The 15,195-nt window shown below is 33.6% G+C and carries 15 protein-coding genes; 7 read left to right on the forward strand and 8 right to left on the reverse strand.

Annotated features, from left to right (window positions below; all coding sequences use genetic code 11):
- Positions 1–2 precede the first annotated feature (2 nt).
- The gene (locus ED556_RS06660; protein ID WP_296321052.1) at positions 3–689 is read left to right on the forward strand and encodes a DUF2490 domain-containing protein; all 687 of its coding nucleotides are present in this window, start codon (positions 3–5) and stop codon (positions 687–689) included.
- On the opposite strand, the gene ED556_RS06665 is transcribed toward ED556_RS06660, so the two are convergent.
- A complete protein-coding gene (locus tag ED556_RS06665) occupies positions 690–1,481 on the reverse strand; it encodes an SDR family oxidoreductase (protein ID WP_296321056.1) in 792 nt (263 codons plus the stop codon).
- Entirely contained in the window at positions 1,478–2,383 is a 906-nt protein-coding gene (locus ED556_RS06670; protein ID WP_296321058.1) for a sterol desaturase family protein, read from the reverse strand. Before ED556_RS06670 ends, ED556_RS06665 begins: the two co-directional genes overlap by 4 nt.
- Before the next feature lie 58 nt (positions 2,384–2,441).
- Here ED556_RS06670 and ED556_RS06675 point away from each other — a divergent pair, with 58 nt between their 5' ends.
- From ED556_RS06675 to ED556_RS06695, 5 genes are all read left to right on the forward strand, one after another.
- Positions 2,442–3,476 carry an o-succinylbenzoate synthase gene (locus tag ED556_RS06675; protein WP_296321766.1) on the forward strand — a complete coding sequence of 345 codons (1,035 nt, stop codon included), beginning with the start codon at positions 2,442–2,444 and terminating at the stop codon, positions 3,474–3,476.
- A gap of 2 nt (positions 3,477–3,478) precedes the next feature.
- Positions 3,479–4,441 (forward strand): type II CAAX endopeptidase family protein, encoded by a 963-nt coding sequence (locus ED556_RS06680; RefSeq protein ID WP_296321062.1) that lies wholly within the window; start codon positions 3,479–3,481, stop codon positions 4,439–4,441.
- Positions 4,442–5,524, forward strand: a complete 1,083-nt coding sequence (locus ED556_RS06685) for an AMP-binding protein (RefSeq protein ID WP_296321067.1) — start codon at positions 4,442–4,444, stop codon at positions 5,522–5,524.
- A gap of 91 nt (positions 5,525–5,615) precedes the next feature.
- Positions 5,616–6,209 (forward strand): hypothetical protein, encoded by a 594-nt coding sequence (locus tag ED556_RS06690; protein ID WP_296321070.1) that lies wholly within the window; start codon positions 5,616–5,618, stop codon positions 6,207–6,209.
- A gap of 16 nt (positions 6,210–6,225) precedes the next feature.
- Complete coding sequence (locus ED556_RS06695; protein ID WP_296321073.1) at positions 6,226–9,648, forward strand: VIT domain-containing protein; 3,423 nt, start codon at positions 6,226–6,228, stop codon at positions 9,646–9,648.
- Between the two features lie 57 nt (positions 9,649–9,705).
- Here ED556_RS06695 and ED556_RS06700 read toward each other — a convergent pair whose 3' ends face one another.
- The 3 genes from ED556_RS06700 to ED556_RS06710 form a co-directional block, all read right to left on the reverse strand.
- Positions 9,706–10,563 carry an OmpA family protein gene (locus ED556_RS06700; protein WP_296321076.1) on the reverse strand — a complete coding sequence of 286 codons (858 nt, stop codon included), beginning with the start codon at positions 10,561–10,563 and terminating at the stop codon, positions 9,706–9,708.
- Positions 10,564–10,652: 89 nt separating this feature from the next.
- Positions 10,653–11,651 (reverse strand): glycosyltransferase family 2 protein, encoded by a 999-nt coding sequence (locus ED556_RS06705; RefSeq protein WP_296321078.1) that lies wholly within the window; start codon positions 11,649–11,651, stop codon positions 10,653–10,655.
- Positions 11,651–12,094 carry a type I restriction enzyme HsdR N-terminal domain-containing protein gene (locus tag ED556_RS06710; RefSeq protein ID WP_296321081.1) on the reverse strand — a complete coding sequence of 148 codons (444 nt, stop codon included), beginning with the start codon at positions 12,092–12,094 and terminating at the stop codon, positions 11,651–11,653. Before ED556_RS06710 ends, ED556_RS06705 begins: the two co-directional genes overlap by 1 nt.
- A gap of 53 nt (positions 12,095–12,147) precedes the next feature.
- Here ED556_RS06710 and holA point away from each other — a divergent pair, with 53 nt between their 5' ends.
- Positions 12,148–13,155 carry a DNA polymerase III subunit delta gene (gene holA / locus ED556_RS06715; RefSeq protein ID WP_296321082.1) on the forward strand — a complete coding sequence of 336 codons (1,008 nt, stop codon included), beginning with the start codon at positions 12,148–12,150 and terminating at the stop codon, positions 13,153–13,155.
- Positions 13,156–13,239: 84 nt separating this feature from the next.
- Here the strand turns inward: holA and ED556_RS06720 are convergent, their stop codons facing one another.
- Genes ED556_RS06720 through ED556_RS06730 form a run of 3 tightly spaced genes read right to left on the reverse strand, consistent with a single transcriptional unit; the run spans position 13,240 to position 15,183 of the window.
- Positions 13,240–13,776 (reverse strand): DinB family protein, encoded by a 537-nt coding sequence (locus ED556_RS06720; RefSeq protein WP_296321084.1) that lies wholly within the window; start codon positions 13,774–13,776, stop codon positions 13,240–13,242.
- Positions 13,777–13,832: 56 nt separating this feature from the next.
- Positions 13,833–14,594: a DUF6048 family protein gene (locus tag ED556_RS06725; protein WP_296321085.1), complete on the reverse strand. Its 762-nt coding sequence runs from the start codon at positions 14,592–14,594 to the stop codon at positions 13,833–13,835.
- Positions 14,575–15,183, reverse strand: coding sequence for a DUF6452 family protein (locus ED556_RS06730; protein ID WP_296321089.1), 609 nt, complete (start codon positions 15,181–15,183; stop codon positions 14,575–14,577). The genes ED556_RS06725 and ED556_RS06730 overlap by 20 nt, the downstream gene beginning before the upstream one ends.
- Between the last annotated feature and the right edge of the window lie 12 nt (positions 15,184–15,195).

Genomic DNA, 15,195 nt, shown 5'->3' on the forward strand with positions numbered 1-15,195 from the left:
AGATGAGATATTTTTATTCCATATTGTGTTGTGTTTATATGTTTGGTGTTAATGCTCAAGTAGACCAATCACAAACAGGTGCATGGTACATGTACTTTTATAATTTAGACTTTAAAGAAAGTAGGTTTGGTATTCAAGGCGATTTTCAATATCGTGATTGGCAAGGGCTAGGAGATTTAGAGCAATTATTGTTGCGCTCTGGATTCACCTATAGACCAAAAAACTCAAATGTTAAGTTCACTTTAGGGTATGCTCATATTACTTCTGGTGTTTTTGGTGATAGTGATGATACATCTTCAGAAAGTCGTATATACCAAGAAGCATTGATTCCTCAAAAAATAGGAGGAAGATTCTACCTTACCCATCGCTTTCGTTATGAACAACGTTTCGTGGAAGATCAAGATTTTAGAACACGGTATAGATACAATTTGTTTTTAAATGTGCCATTGAACAAAAAGGAACTAGTTAAGAAAGCTATTTATCTAGCCTTGTATAACGAGCTATTTGTCAATGGGCAAAAAGATATCGGTAATAACCAAACCGTGGAGTTCTTTGATAGAAACCGTACCTATTTAGGTTTGGGTTATGTATTGAACCCTAAAATTAGGTTTCAGTTTGGTTGGATGAACCAAAAGACAGATGCTATAGGCAAAGGGCAATTGCAATTTAGCATGCATCACAACTTGTAGTTAACGCACTTTACTTCGCATTACGAATTTGTGAAGTAACTTCGGAAAAAACCGTTTTAAGTATATACCAAGAACTTCCTTTTTACCTATATAAGCTTCAAACTTTTCTTTTTGTATGGCCTTTAGCATTCGCTCTACAAAAACCGAAGTGTCTAATCCATTTTGTGTGGCCTCATCCATGGCATTTAAATTTGTGCCATCACCAGTAAGCGCATTTATAGATACATCTGTATTTACAAAACCAGGACAAATTAATGTGACCTTGATATTGTCTTTTTCATGTTCCATTCGCAGCACATCAAAAAAGCCATGAAGGGCATGTTTCGCGCCACAGTAACCAGAACGATAAGGTGAACCAAATTTTCCCATCAAACTCGTGATTGTGACATAGTGTCCAGACTTTTGATCGATGAAATAAGGCAATACAGATTTGGATAGAGCTACAGTGCCAAGGTAATCAATATCCATTAGCTTTTTATCGACTGAAATATCTGTATCCTTTATTAATGAACGTTGACTTATGCCGCCATTATTAATTAAAATGTCAATTCTACCAAATAATGAAATTGCTTTTTCTGCAACTGATGCCATGGTGTTATAATCTGCTAAATCAAAAGGTAAAACAGCAATATTTTCAGGAGTTGTACATTGATTTTTAACCTGTTCAAGTTCCTTTTCTCTGCGGGATGATACTATGAGCTTACAATTGTACTTGGAAAAATGCAAAGCTGTAGCTTTGCCAATTCCGCTCGATGCACCAGTTATCCAAATGACTTTATTTTCAAGAGTCATACTTTGTTATTTTTAGTTAGCCATTCTTCTCGTAAATCATCACTTATTTTACCAGTGCCGTCGTGTTTCCAACCTGGCGGTTTTATGAGATATAATAGTCTGTTTTTCAAAGATTTTCTTCCAGATAAAGCATCTCGAAACATATATATCCATTCTAAGAAAGCAATTTTTATGGGGTTAAACGTCTTAATGTTTTTGACTAATCCATAGGTTACTTTTTCGGTTTCTAATTCTGGTTGGAATGTACCGAATAGCTTATCCCAAATGATCAAGATACCAGCATGATTCCTGTCAAGGTAAATAGGATTATTACCATGATGTACGCGATGGTGAGACGGTGTGTTAAAAATTGCTTCGAACCATTTTGGCATTTTGTCAATAGCTTCAGTATGTATCCAAAATTGATACAATAAGCTTATTGACATTTGTAACAATATCATTGCTGGATGAAACCCCAATAAGGGTAACCATAACCAAAATATAAAGGTGTAAAAGCCGCCAGACCAAGTTTGCCTGAGTGCTGTACTTAAATTATAATGCTGTGATGAATGATGAATAACATGTGATGCCCAGAACAAACGACACTCGTGAGATATGCGATGAAACCAGTAGTAAGAGATATCATCTGCAAAAAACAATAAAACAAATGACCACCACACCACTGGGATTTCAAATAACCTATAATTATTATAAAGCCAAAAAAATACTAATAGCACTAAAGCTTTGCTTAAAAAACCGAGAAATACATTGCCTAATCCCATAGCTATTGATGCGAATGCATCTTTAGCTTCATAGCCTTTAATGTGTTTTAGTTTATCACGTGTAGTAACGTACAATTCCAAAAGCATTGCAAGTACAAAAAATGGGATAGCGTATAATATGATGTTGGGGAAATCTGGCATTTTGATAGTTATGTTCAGCCTAAAATTACGAATTTATTTAAGTATTTTTGATGCAATTATGCAAGCCACTTATCAACGTTATATTTTAAACTTTAAAAGACCTAGCGGAACCTCTCGTGGAGTTATGACAACCAAGGAAACTTGGTTTATTCGCTTGGAACAGGATGATAAAGTTGGAATTGGAGAATGTGGCATTTTACGGGGACTTTCTATTGATGATAGACCTGATTATGAAGATAAACTTAAATGGGCTTGTGAAAACATTAATTTAGGTCTAAGAAAACTGGTCAGTGAGCTTGTCGAACTGCCAAGTATTCAATTTGGTTTAGAAATGGCATTCAAGTCTTTAAACTCAACTGATAAGTTTGAGTTATTTCCTTCTGAATTCACCAAAGGTAAATCTGACATAGAGATTAATGGTTTGGTTTGGATGGGGAACGAAGCCTTTATGCGCAAGCAAGTAAAGGAGAAGATAGCGTCAGGATTTTCGTGTATTAAGGTTAAGATTGGCGCAATAGATTTTCAGACCGAATTAGATATCCTAAAATCTATTCGTAAGGAGTTTTCTGTTTCAGATATTGAACTACGTGTTGATGCTAACGGTGCTTTTAGTCCTGATGATGCTTTAGAAAAATTAAAACGACTATCTGAGTACCAGTTACATTCCATAGAACAACCTATTAAACCTAAGCAATTTGAAACTATGGCTTCACTTTGTGAGCTTTCACCTATAGATATTGCTCTAGATGAAGAACTTATTGGTGTATTTAGTGTAACAAATAAGGCGCAAACTATACAAACCATAAAACCACAATATATCATCTTAAAACCAAGTTTAATTGGTGGTTTTAAAGGCAGTAAAGAATGGATAAAAGCTGCTGAAGAACAAGGTGTTAAGTGGTGGATTACGAGTGCTTTAGAAAGTAATGTAGGTCTAAATGCTATTGCGCAATGGACTTATACATTAAATAATACAATGCCGCAAGGATTAGGAACTGGAAGCTTATTTACTAACAATTTTGATTCGCCATTAATTGTAAAAAATGGTACTTTGCGATACGATACTAACTTAAACTGGAATTTTAATTTATAACTATGGACTATATACAACAAGCCTATAAGGGACTCCATGAATGGTGGAGATATTTGTTAGGAAGCATTATTGTTTTTATTGCATGGCAAATTATTGGTGCTATACCATTAATGATATTTTTAGGAATAGAAGTTGCTAAGGGTGCGTCATTAAGTGCTTTATCTAGCATACCTGATATGGTGGCATTATTAGGGAGTAACCTATTTTTATTCTTAATGCTAGTCTCATTTGCTGTTGGATTAATTGGGGTGATTTTTACTTCTAAAGTTCTACATAAGCAATCATTTAAAGATTTAACAACGACGCGTCAAAAAATAGATTGGGGAAGATTTTGGTTTATATTCATATTGTGGGGTGTGTTTTCATCAGGTATGGTCTTAGTAGATTACTATTTATCTCCTGAAGATTACGTATTTAATTTTGACGCTAAAAAGTTTGCCATTCTGGCGACAATTGCCATTTTGCTATTGCCATTACAAACTAGTTTTGAAGAATATTTCTTTAGAGGTTACTTAATGCAAGGTTTTGGTGTAGTATTTAAAAACAGATGGTTGCCATTGATAATTACATCTGTTGGTTTTGGCTTATTACATATTTTTAATCCTGAAGTTGATACATTGGGTTATTCTATTATGATATTTTATATAGGTACCGGATTTGTTTTGGGTATAATGACCTTAATGGATGAAGGCTTAGAATTAGCTTTAGGTTTCCATGCTGCAAACAATTTGTTTACCGCACTTTTGGTGACGGCAGATTGGACGGCATTGCAAACAGATTCTATATTAAGAGATATATCAGACCCAACGCAAACAAGTTTAGCTGAAATTGCTGTCCCTGTACTTGTGATCTACCCGGTTCTATTATTTATTCTATCAAAGAAATATGGTTGGACCAATTGGAAAGATAAATTATTTGGAGACGTAGCTCCACCACCAAAAGAGGACTACAAAATCTTAGACTAAATGGTACCACATTATAGCAAGGTTCATAACCGTTTTAAACTTAACGGACACCATTTTAATAGAGAGGCGCTAAAAGAAGTTGCGTATAGCTTAATTAAAGAAGGCGTACCCTATGAGCAGGTTACCGGAGATTTTATTGCAGATTGGCTAAATGATGATGATACAATAACTGTAAAAACCTCAGGGTCTACTGGTGCGCCAAAATCAATTCAAATATCTAAACAAGCGATGGTAAATTCTGCCATTGCCACTGGAGATTTTTTTATGTTACAACCCGGTAATACTGCTTTAAACTGTTTACCTACTGATTATATAGCAGGTAAAATGATGCTGGTTAGAGCGATGCTACTAGGATTAGAAATTGATTGTGTTGAACCAAGTTCTCAGCCTATATTTGACTACGACAAAGACTATGATTTTTGTGCAATGGTGCCATTGCAGTTGGGCAATACTTTAGATTATACCAGTAAGATTAAAAATATTATTGTTGGTGGTTCTAAAATACCAAGTCAATTAATTAACCGAATAAAAACAGCTTCATCTCAGTTTTATGAAACCTATGGTATGACAGAAACTGTCACTCATGTGGCTTTAAAACGGTTAGAGTCTAAAAAGCAAAAAGGGGATTCTAAATTTAACGCATTACCTAATGTTGAGTTTTCTCAAGACGATAGACAATGTTTAGTTATTAATGCACCTAATGTATCAGATAAGCCTATTGTTACTAATGATATTGTTGAATTAGATGGCAACACTAATTTTGAATGGTTAGGCCGTTTTGATAATGTTATCAATTCTGGTGGTGTAAAATTATTTCCTGAGCAAATCGAAGCAAAATTAGAATCAATCATAGGTCATCGTTTTATATTTGCGTCTCAACCCGATGATGCGTTAGGTGAAAAATTAATTCTTATTGTTGAAGCAAAGTCAATTGATACAAAGGAAATTATCAATAAAATTAAGGCTGTTAAAACACTGTCTAAATACGAAATTCCGAAAGCCATTTATAGCTTAGATAAGTTTGCTGAAACGGTTAATGGAAAAATTCAGCGTCAGAAAACGGTTAATTCTGCTTTGGCTTAGTTAACTCATTTAAACCTTTACTTCACTCATTCTAGATTTCATCTAAGTCGTATTGCATTTAGTTTTATGGAAACTTTAAAATGCAGAAACGATGAAAAAACCAACCCAATTAGTTGTTTTGCTGTTAATTACAATGCAACTGCACAGCCAAAAGGCTGTTGAAACAGAGTCTGTAACACATGAAGATTTAATTCCATTTGTTATAGAGAACTTCGAGGAAGATGGCGAACCACAAAACATCACCTTTCTGCTTAAAACTCACGCCAGTAACTTTTCAGAAGAGGATAAATTTATTCTAAAGCAGACGTTTAAATTTTTGTCTAAGCGATTGTCTAAAGATGATTATATAAGCATTGCTACTTATAATCATTACAACGGTATAGCTCTTAGTAAAGCGTCTCCTGATAATCTAAAGAAGCTACTTCATGTCATTGAATATCCAAAAGCTAGTATTAAAGCATTTGGTGATGATGGTATTGAGTTAGCATATAAACATGCTAAGGAAAATTACGAAGAAGATTATGAGAATAAAGTCATCATGGTCAGGCTTCCGGAGCGTCAAACAACACAACCTGTTGCTTTAGTTGCTCAAAATGTAAATACAAAACAAAATGGGAATGGCGCCGCTGTAGTGCTATCAGCATTAGCATTGCTCCCAGAAATTATTTCAGTAATTAAAAACTAATTTAAAAAATCAGCTCATGAAAAATCTATTTCAAATTTTTACAATTTTGTTTGTTGCTATAGGTCTCAACGCGCAAACTTCACCTAAAGTTAAAATTGGTAAGAACAAAGAATTAAAACTGAGTAAACTTCAAGTTAATGCCGAGCTTTCTGGTCAGTATGCAAAAGTGACGTATGACATGACATTTTATAACGGACTAAACCGAATTTTGGAAGGAGAGTTAGCTTTTCCATTAGGACAAGGACAAACCGTTTCTCATTTATCTATGGATTTAAATGGTCATCTACGTGATGCTGTTGTTGTCGAAAAAGAATTAGGACGAGTGGCCTACGAAAATACGATTGAACAACGCATTGACCCTGCACTTTTAGAACAAACTAAAGGAAACAACTATAAAGTTAGAGTGTATCCGATTCCAGCTAATGGTTACAAACGTATCGTCATAAGCTATGAGCAAAATTTACAATCTGAGAATAATAATTATTTATTAGAGTTACCGTTTGACTTTAAATCTCGTTTGGAAAGTTTTGAGCTAAATGTAGTTCAGAATTCAAAAACTCAAATGCCAATAGTTCATGGTTTTTTAGAAAATAGATTAAATTTTAAAAAATCTAAAGGAAAATTAATTGCCAAATTTAAGCAAGACAATACTAGCGTTAAAAAGAGTTTAAATCTAACTATTCCCATAGAAACAGAAAGTACAGTATTAGTAAAGGATGATTTTTTCTACTTTAATCAATTCATTCCTACTAAACCTAGAATAAAGAAGAAACCAGAGTCTTTAACGCTTCTGTGGGATGCGTCTTATTCGATGCTGTACAAGAACAAAACGAAAGAAATTGAACTTTTAGATGCTTATTTTAAGGAGCTGAATAATGTGTCTATTGATTTTGTTGTATTCAGTAATGCCATTATAAAAAAACAATCTTTTATTGTGAAAAATGGAAATTGGAATGCGCTTAAAAATAGCATAGAAGCTGTTGTTTATGACGGTGGAACATCGTACAGTAATTTGCCAGTTGTAAAAACAGAAGAAGTTATTTTGATTTCTGATGGTATGTTTAATTTGGGTGAACTATCCACTAAAAATATTAAAAGATTATATGCTATTAATTCTGTAAAATCAGCAAATCATCAAATTCTTGAAAAAGAGGCTAATAATCTTGGCGGAAGCTATATTAATTTAGTTATAGAGTCAAAGGATAATGCAATTCACAAACTTCTGCACGAACCATTACAATTTTTAGGCGTAAATGGGAATAACAGAGTTTATGAAGTCTATCCTAAATCTGGAACAATCATTAATGGAAATTTTTCAATTGCTGGGAAACACTTCAATTCTAGTACTATTGAATTGCTATTTGGTTACAATGGAGAAATAACAAATTCTATTTTTATAGATATTGAAAACGGAATTCAATCTAAGATTGCAAAACGACTTTGGTCTAAGCAAAAATTGAAATCTCTTTTAAACAATCAGGAAGAGAACAAAAATTTAATTATTGAGCATTGCCAACAAAATCATTTGATTTCGCCTTACACGTCTATGATTGTCTTAGATAGAGTAGAGGATTATGTTAGATATAAGATTGAACCACCAAAAGAATTATTGACACAATACAATAGATTGGTTAGAAACAGTAAGCAACAAGAAGTAGCTAGAAATAATAGAATTAATCAACGAAAGGAAGATTTAAAAAAAGAATATGAAAATGTCATTGCATGGCATAATAAGGATTTTTCTACAAAACCAAAAGTTGTAAAACACCCAGAGACAAAGCCAATAGAAACTGCGACTAACACGACAAGAAATGCAAGTTCTTCTGCTATAAATACACCTAATTTTGATGCGACTAAACCAAGTATTTCTGGAATTGTAATAGCAGAAAGTGATGGACTTCCTTTGCCTGGAGTTAACATTTATATTAGTGGGACTTCAAGAGGAACTCTAACGGATTTTGATGGTAGATATCAAATTAATGCCAATATTGGTGATACTGTAATTTTTGCTTTTTTGGGTATGGAAACCCAAGAACTTCATCTTTCAAATTTAAATACAACTAACATCACGATGAAAGACGATACGGCTTCTTTAGATGAAGTTGTTATAACAGCTTATGCAACAACTTCTAAGGCAAAATCGACTGTGTCTTCTGTTAGCGTATCATCTGAAAATATAGAGAATAGACCAAATGCAGGTTTTGTCCAAACACTTTCTGGTCAAGTCCCTGGGTTGAATATAACAACTGCTATTGGTCAACCAGCCGGAAATAGCTTGGTACAATTACGCGGTGTAGGTTCAATTAGTGGTAATACTGAACCATTGTTTGTTGTAGATGGTGTTCCTTTATCAGAGAATGATATCAGAAACTTAGAACCGCAGAATATTGAAAAGATTTCAGTCTTAAAAGATGCAGGTGCAACAGCAATTTATGGTAATCGTGGTGCAAATGGTGTTATAGTGATTAGCACAAAAGAAGGCGCTGAAAATAATTTAGAAGCTATTACTGAATTAGAGCAAAAAATTGAAGAACAAACAAAACTAAAATCCTGGCAAAAAAATGCACCTTATTTAGCACTGCTTAATGAGCAAACCAATATTGATATTGCATATGAATTATACCTGGAGTTAAGATTAAAATATCATAATATGCCATCATTTTTTATTGATGTTGCAGAATATTTTGAAACAAAAAACAATAAAGAATATGCTTTGCGAATTGTCTCTAATTTAATAGAAATAGAAATCGATAATCACGAATTAATAAGAGCTTTAGCATATAAGTTAGAAGCTTACAAAGAGTTTAACCTAGCGGTATATGTTTATGAGGAAGTACTTAATTTAAGACCAGAAGAACCACAATCTTATAGAGATTTGGCTTTAGCTTATGAAGCAGTTGGAGATTACAAAAAAGCTTATAAAATGTTTAATACAATTATAGATGGAGATTTACTAGAAAAAGACCAAAGAAGCAGATTTAATGGTATTGAAAAAATTGCATACATAGAATTGAGCAGATTAGTACATACTAAATCTGAATTAAGAGAATATCGAGATGAATTTGCCAAAATTGATACAGATATAAGAGTTGTCATTGATTGGAATCATAATAATACGGACTTAGATTTACATATCAAGAACCCAATTGGAGACGAGTTATATTATGGCAGAAAAACATCAAAATTAGGCGGTATGATATCTGATGATTTTACAGATGGTTACGGACCTGAAACTTTCAAGCTTAAGAAGGCGGCTAAAGGTAAATATGAAATTAGTGTTGTTTACTTCTCGGATGATGTGCAAAAAATTATTGGCCCTACAAGTCTTAAGGTCACTGTTTTTAGAAACTACGGAAAACCTAATGAAATAAAAGAAGTCAAAGTTTACAGACTAACTGATAAAGAAGGGAATATTGAAGCTAAAACATTAATCATTTAAGAGTAATAAAAAAGCCCGAAGCAATTGCTCGGGCTTTTTTATTTATATAAATCTAGACTAGTTTCCGGCCGAAAGATTTTTCATTTCGTCTTCTATCATCTGATAGAATTGGTCTATTTTAGGTAAAACTACAATACGTGTACGTCTATTTTTAGCTCTATTTTCTGCAGTATCATTTTCTACTAGAGGTACATATGAGCTACGACCAGCTGCAATAAGTTGTTGTGAGTTAACACCCAAACTTTCTAAAACTCTAACTACTGATGTGGCGCGCTTTACACTTAAGTCCCAATTATCTAATAATGGAGGCTTACTATAGGATACGTTGTCAGTATGCGATTCTACCATAGCTTCAAAGTCTGGCTTACTGTTAATTACTTTTGCAACTTTTCCTAAAATCTCGTTGGCTCTGTCAGTTACATTATAGCTTCCGCTCTTGAATAATAATTTGTCAGCTATAGAAATAAACACAACACCTTTTTCTACATTAACTTCAATGTCCGGATCATCAATACCAACTTCTTTTTTTAAGCTTGTTACTATGGCTAACGTTACACTGTCTTTTCTGTTTAAAGCATCTTGCAATCGTGTAATTTTTAAATCACGTTCTTTAAGTGATTCTAATGATTTTTCAAGGTTTTCTGCACCTTTGCTTGTAAGTTCAGTTAAATCCTGAGAGCTTTTTATAAGTGCTTCGTTACTACGACGTAAATCTGCTAGTTGCTCTCTAAGACCTTCTAAGCGTGCTGTTGCAGCAGCTTGATCAGACAGACACGCATTAAGCTTAACTGTGGCTGTATTCAGTAAATCTTGAGTTTCTTTTTGTTTTTCTTGTAGTGCTAAATAGTCTTTCTTCGATACACATGCCGTCAGCATTAAAGTAGCACAAATACTAAATAAAATCGTTTTCTTCATCTTTCAAATAGGGTTTTTATTTTAGAATGAGACAAAATTATAGAAAAGCAATTCTAATAGTAGATGGATTAACAAAAATTTTAACAGACTTATAAACAGTCGTACGTTTTATTGTTTTTGATGAAATATTCCCAGACAATAGATTTCTTATCATAATAGGTAGATGCTTGATTAAGCAGCTTACGCTTTTTCAATAATCTAGGTAAAGCTCCATAAAAACTGATGTGTGCTTTAAGTATTGCAAAAAGAAATTTTGGTTTTAGCTGTATTAAAAACCGAAGTGCTGCAATACCATCAAGAATAAGCCTTGAAAACAAAATACCAAATAGATTTTTATCGCAGTTTTTGGTTAGTGTATATAAACTATTTCTGAAGTTGAGATAGGTTTTTTGAGCACTGGTGTTTTTCAAGGTTGCGCCACCTACATGATATACTGTGGATTGCCCAGTATATATAGTTTTGTATCCACTATTGTAAGCTCTCCAGCATAAATCTATTTCTTCCATGTGGGCAAAATAGCTCTCGTCAAATCCATTTAAAACTTTAAAGGTGTCGTTTTTAATAAAGAAACATGCTCCCGAAGCCCAAAAAATTGATTTGGTGTCATTGTATTGGCCTTTGTCTTCTTCTAGGGTTTCAAAAATGCGACCACGGCAATACGGATAACCGTATTTATCTATGAAACCTCCTGCAGCTCCAGCATATTCAAAATGTGATTTTTGCTTGTAGTCTAATAGTTTGGGTTGAATAATATCCGCACCACCATTAAAGGCTTCTACAACAGGATTTAGCCAATCTTTAGTGACTTCAATATCACTATTAAGTAAACATAACAAGGGCTCAGTTACATGTTTTAAGGCATCGTTATATCCTTTTGCATAACCACCATTTTCAGTATTTTGAATAACTTCAATAGAAGGATAATATTCATTTAAAAATACTACCGAGTTATCAGTTGACGCATTATCAGCTACATATATTTTGGCATCTTGAGAATGACCTACTATAGTAGGTAGAAATTGCTCTAGAAGCGATTTTCCATTCCAGTTTAAAATAACAATTGCTATGTCTTTGGTTGAGAAAGCCATTAAGAGTAATTAGGTATATCTTTTAAAAACGAATACTGTTTAGCTTCATAATCCATTTGACAATAATAATGATTAATTCCATTGGTTACCATTAAATATGTAGCATTTAAGCTTATGTTGTAGCGCGCAATCTGGTCAAACGTATCTTGGTTTATAGTGATGTGATGTGCTTTGCATTCAACAATCAAAAAAATAGAACCATCAGGATTAAAAATTACAATATCATAGCGTTTTTTTAAACCATTGACGGTAAGTTCTTTCTCCACATTGATCAATGATTTGGGATATTTTTTGTGGTCAATTAAGTAATGAATACAATGTTGACGAACCCATTCTTCAGGTTGAAGAATCACAAATTTTTTGCGGATAATATCAAAAATAGAAACTTTATTTTCTGTACTTTTGAAACGGTAGTCGAACTTTGGAAAATTAAGGTCTTGCACTACACAAAAGTAATTGTCAATAACTAAATACCAAATTCCAACTTAATTCTTTTTTGGAAGAAGCCAAGCAAATAGTTACAGCCATACAAAATGGTGATATTAAACCCATTTACTTTTTAATGGGTGAAGAAGCCTATTATATTGATAAAATATCTGAATATATAGAGGATAATTTGTTAGATGAAGCTGAAAAAGGTTTTAATCAGATGGTGCTTTATGGTCGAGACATAGCCATAGAAGACATTGTTAGTAATGCCAAACGTTATCCTATGATGGCAGAACGACAGGTTGTTATCATTAAGGAAGCTCAAGATTTAAGCCGTACCATAGAGAAGTTAGTGGATTACGTTAATAATCCTCAGCCAACAACTGTTTTGGTTATTAATTATAAGTACAAAAAGCTTGATAAACGTAAAGCGCTCTATAAAGCCATTAATAAAACAGGTATATTATTTGAGAGCAAAAAACTGTACGATAATCAAGTACCGGATTGGATTAGGCGTGTGCTCTCAGGCCAAGGTTATAAGATTACTCCAAAAGCAGCTCAAATGCTCGTGGAGTTTTTAGGCACTGACTTGTCTAAAATTGAAAATGAACTTAACAAGCTAAAAATAGTATTACCCAAAGGTGCTCAAATTACACCAGAAGCTATTGAAGAAAATATTGGTATTAGTAAGGATTTCAACAATTTTGAACTTCGTAAAGCAGTAGGCGAGCGTAATTTATCTAAGGCATTTAGAATTGCTAAATATTTTGGAGAAAACCCTAAAGATAACCCAATGGTGGTGACAGTATCCTTATTATTTAATTTCTTTTCGCAGTTATTACAGTATCATGGTTTGAGTGATAAATCACCAAGAAGTGTGGCTTCTGCATTAAAAATTAATCCATACTTTGTTAATGAGTACAATGCTGCTGCACGGAATTTCCCGATGAAGAATGTTAGTAGAGTAGTAGCTTTATTGCGTGATTTTGATGTAAAAGGAAAAGGTGTTGGTGCTAATGCAATACCTCAAGGTGACTTATTAAAAGAGTTACTCGTAAAAATTTTTACTCGATAATCGAGATTTAATAGCTTTGAAACTTTTTTGAAATACTACTGACTGAAGTTTATGGCAATTGCTTGGTCTAGCATGTACATTATATTACGGCTCAAACACGTACTTTTCTTTTAAGGTATTGTTGTGATGTTCCGTATGATGAGACGTCCACATCAATAATTCTCTTACCGGCATTTTTCCCATTAATGGATGTGGTAATATCAGATTGTCTAAATTTTTATCAGATAACTTTCGTGTCTTATAGGCTAGTTTTTTTTGCTCTTGTTGCATACGACTTAGTAAGTATGCTTTATCCTTAATACCCGGCACTTTCATATTCTGAGAGCCTTTGTAGGTTTTACCTTGAGCCGCTTTAAGTCGCTCTTCGTAACGCTGAACTACCGTGTCATAATCTCTGACTTCACGATTAGACTTGCCAAATTTGTATCTCAGAAGAAATTTGGGCATGCTTAAAGCTTTATTAATTGCCTTTAAGGTTTGTAATAAGTGTAAGGTGTGTTGACCCGTAGACCATTTAGATTCAGGGGCTATTTCCCAATGCTCATCTGGTTGGTTTTGTACCCATTCTATGTAGTCTGAATGCTTAGAGTCTATTAAATCTGCAATGGTATCTCTTTCCATTTAAAGTCCGATATTTTATAAAAAGATATAAAATATCTGATAAATGGCAACATTGACTAATTATCGGAAGTGTCTTCTTCGATATCTTCAGTATTGTCTTTTACAGGTTTATCTTTTTTGAAGATTGGTATGAGATACGAAATATTGTATCCAAAACCTGCACCAACTCTACCGCTATCGAAAGTTCTGTTAAAACCAGGTATGTATAGATTTTCGTATAAATCAGGACTGGTTTCAGAAACTAAAATTTTGAACTGAACGTTAAGCCCCATAAACAGATTATTAAATACTTCTGCTTTTATACCAAGTATAAGTTCACCCCAAATGGCCGACAAACCATCAAATTCTTGAGGTGTATTAACGGTAACTTGTTCATCGAAATATTGGTTGAAAAAATTGTCAATAGAATAGCTATTCAAGGTCTGAGAAAATGTACTCGCACCAACTCTAAATCCGGCAAATATCATATTTTCCATATCTAGCCAATTGCGATACATATTAAAATCCACACCAGCCTTAAAATAGCTGCCTTTTGCTGTAGAGTTAACAACATCATTATCTAGTGTGCGCTCTTCATTACCTAATTCACCGGCTAAGTATATACGTTGAGTAAGTCTATAATCGGCATTGATTTCAAACCCTTGATAATCGTCATCAATAAATGAACGCACTAGTTTTGATACATCTACACCAAATCGTAATCCATATTTTTGTTTAATAGCTGTAGAATCTTGTTGAGACTCTTGACTTTCTTGCGCCAGTAATGACGACGAACAAGCTAATACTATAATGAAACTTTTAATGAAATATTTGTACATGTGTTGCGTCTTCGTTTTCTACTGTAATTGATCCTTCTGTTGTACCGTTAAATGCAATACTGATGATCCATTCATCCGTATCACTTCCATCTCCATTTGTGGTAACTTGTAATCCATTAAAGATACTTTTAAAACCACATGCTCTTGAAACATATACAAATTCTGGAGTATAAGTTATGTCTATGATGTCGATGTTTGAATCTGTACCTGTATCACCATCTAGCCTTAAGTTGGTATCTCTTTCAAAAAAGTAACGCGTAGAACCTGCTACACCTTCATCTCCAATAATCAATGGTAATTCTATGGAATTTGCGTTTGAATTGAATATAAGTGTAGTACTATCTGCAGCCTCAGGTAAAGTAATTGTACCCATGTCATCTGTAACTAAGTCCGCTGCATACACAGAAAGTCTTGTTACACTTTTCACAGTTTCTGTATCTGTGGCGTCAAAAAATTCTATGAGTAATCTAGGAGTGGTTGGTGTACCTTCTGCACAAATGTCATCGCGCTCACAAGTTTGTAATGTAATAAAACCCAATACAATTAATATTGAAGTGTGGATTCGATATACAATTTTTGATTTATTCATGTGTGATGTTGA

It is taken from the genome of Winogradskyella sp. (assembly GCF_003712105.1).
Classification (GTDB): domain Bacteria; phylum Bacteroidota; class Bacteroidia; order Flavobacteriales; family Flavobacteriaceae; genus Winogradskyella.

Coding starts and splice junctions, on each gene's coding strand:
- ED556_RS06695 (WP_296321073.1), top strand. CDS start 6,226: ATGAAAAATCTATTTCAAATTTTTACAATTTTGTTTGTTGCTATAGGT.
- ED556_RS06690 (WP_296321070.1), top strand. CDS start 5,616: ATGAAAAAACCAACCCAATTAGTTGTTTTGCTGTTAATTACAATGCAA.
- ED556_RS06705 (WP_296321078.1), bottom strand. CDS start 11,651: ATGGCTTTCTCAACCAAAGACATAGCAATTGTTATTTTAAACTGGAAT.
- ED556_RS06660 (WP_296321052.1), top strand. CDS start 3: ATGAGATATTTTTATTCCATATTGTGTTGTGTTTATATGTTTGGTGTT.
- ED556_RS06730 (WP_296321089.1), bottom strand. CDS start 15,183: ATGAATAAATCAAAAATTGTATATCGAATCCACACTTCAATATTAATT.
- ED556_RS06685 (WP_296321067.1), top strand. CDS start 4,442: ATGGTACCACATTATAGCAAGGTTCATAACCGTTTTAAACTTAACGGA.
- ED556_RS06665 (WP_296321056.1), bottom strand. CDS start 1,481: ATGACTCTTGAAAATAAAGTCATTTGGATAACTGGTGCATCGAGCGGA.
- ED556_RS06725 (WP_296321085.1), bottom strand. CDS start 14,594: ATGTACAAATATTTCATTAAAAGTTTCATTATAGTATTAGCTTGTTCG.
- ED556_RS06680 (WP_296321062.1), top strand. CDS start 3,479: ATGGACTATATACAACAAGCCTATAAGGGACTCCATGAATGGTGGAGA.
- ED556_RS06720 (WP_296321084.1), bottom strand. CDS start 13,776: ATGGAAAGAGATACCATTGCAGATTTAATAGACTCTAAGCATTCAGAC.
- ED556_RS06675 (WP_296321766.1), top strand. CDS start 2,442: ATGCAAGCCACTTATCAACGTTATATTTTAAACTTTAAAAGACCTAGC.
- ED556_RS06700 (WP_296321076.1), bottom strand. CDS start 10,563: ATGAAGAAAACGATTTTATTTAGTATTTGTGCTACTTTAATGCTGACG.
- ED556_RS06670 (WP_296321058.1), bottom strand. CDS start 2,383: ATGCCAGATTTCCCCAACATCATATTATACGCTATCCCATTTTTTGTA.